This is a genomic window from Protofrankia sp. CiP1_Cm_nod2 (genome assembly GCF_920664355.1).
In the GTDB taxonomy this organism is placed as follows: Bacteria; Actinomycetota; Actinomycetes; order Frankiales; family Frankiaceae; genus Protofrankia.
In genome coordinates, this window is the sequence record NZ_CAKKTL010000391.1 from 1 (window position 1) to 955 (window position 955).

1 pseudogene is annotated in these 955 nt (G+C 68.6%); it reads left to right on the plus strand.

The annotated features are described in order from the left end of the window. A pseudogene (locus tag NBW84_RS23810) lies at positions 1–298 on the plus strand (amidohydrolase); the annotation flags it as partial. Positions 299–955 lie beyond the last annotated feature (657 nt).

Here is a 955-nt window from a genome sequence, read left to right on the forward strand (position 1 = left end):
CCGCACACCGTCGGCGGCGCTGAGCGCCCGGGCGGCGTTCGCCGCCGCGACCAGGGGCGGGTGGCGGGCGGCCCGGGCCGACGGCGACGGCAGCGGGCTGCTCGCCCCCGGCGCCCCCGCGACGTTCGCGGTCTGGCGGGTGACGGGGGAGCTGGTGGTGCAGGTACCGGACTCCCGCGTCGCGGCATGGTCCACCGACCCGCGCGCCGCCGTCGCCGGCCTGCCCGATCTCGACGGGCCCACGCCGGCCTGCGTACGCACGGTCGTGCGCGGCACGATCATCCACGACCTGCTGTAGGGCCCGCCGGAGCGCTTCCGGCAGGAAGCCGTGCCCCTGGCAGGAAGAGACAGCGCCCCTGGCAGGAAGAGGACACGAGAAAGGGTCCCGGACCGCCCTTCGGACCGATATCGTGCACCGCCGGATGCGGACGCGACATCGTTGTCTAGGGGACGATCTGGGACCCTCCGGGCTGTCCTGCAGCCCCCCTTCGCCAGCGACGAGAAACTTCCTGTCCGAACCCCGCCGCTGACCGGGCCTGGTAGCAGGCGATCAGGGACGTGTGACCGCCCGCTGGCCGCCGGCCGGTCCAGTTGTCAGGGAAGGCACTCCCGCAGCCGTCTGATGAGTGGACAGGATGAACGGTACCGGTCGTTACTCGGTCGCTGTCAACCACACGTTCTCCGCGGATCCGTCTCCCGTTCTTCTCGGTTCCCCGGACGCGGCGCGCTCTCGCCGCCGCGGCGGCGCGTCAGTCAGGCATGACGTGTGCATGGTCGCGCCATGGCCGCGGATGACCACACAGCGCGAATTGCGCGTTAATTGTTTTTATCCGGGCCCCTCGGGATGCCTCGGGCCGCGGACGCCGGACTGTCATCGATCTTTTTCGAACTTTTTCACAACGCACAGACTTCACAGTAGATATATCAACTATTAGACAATCAGTACACAAAAATC